The following is a 646-nucleotide window of genomic DNA, read 5'->3' as shown; positions in this document are numbered from 1 at the left end:
TGTTTGGCTTCACGGTGATCCGCGCTTAGCGGAGAGAGCGATGACGACGCAAATGCCGATTACGTGGCCCGATTATTATTCGCCCAACGCCGAGCTCGCGCATGCGATCGGGGTCGTATCGATCAACTTCAATTCCATCGAGCACTGCGTGGGCATATTGTTCGAAATCTACGTCACAATACCAAATGTCGCGAATTGTAAGCTATTCACAAAACTCGATAACTCCAGTCGCGTAACGCTAATAAAAGACTGCCTGAACGGGAGTGATCACAACCAAGAAGTCAAGAACGCCTTCTCATTCTTTTTAGATGGATTTTTGGTATGCAGTCAGAACCGCAACATCTTGATGCACGGGCATGTTGTTGGGCATGCAGTTGCCCCGAAATCTATAATGCGGATCGTAATGTCGAAGAGAGCTCGAGGTTCTTCGACGGAGAATGCCTACCACATAGACTTGAGCGAAATCCGAAGAATTGCAGACGACACGTATAGGTTCGTCGAGTACTTTTTCGAAGTGTTCATTTTTATGCTCCAGTCGCACTACAATGAAAAGTTCGATTATTTTTTCAGATATGGTCCCTTCAGATTGCCGAACCGCCCAGCGCTACCGGCCGCACTCAATCCGCGATTCTCATTTCCGGGAATT

General features: G+C 47.8%; 1 protein-coding gene. It reads left to right on the top strand.

Annotation, left to right across the window (positions count from 1 at the left end; all coding sequences use genetic code 11):
- Positions 1-40 precede the first annotated feature (40 nt).
- Positions 41-646, top strand: a 606-nt coding sequence (locus ABTU92_RS30175) for a hypothetical protein (RefSeq protein ID WP_408095213.1), incomplete at its 3' end; no start/stop codon positions are given.

This window comes from Rhodoplanes sp. SY1, from assembly GCF_046000175.1.
Lineage (GTDB): Bacteria > Pseudomonadota > Alphaproteobacteria > Rhizobiales > Xanthobacteraceae > Rhodoplanes.
Note: the sequence above shows the minus strand (reverse complement) of the source record. Positions and strands in the feature narration are given on the sequence as shown.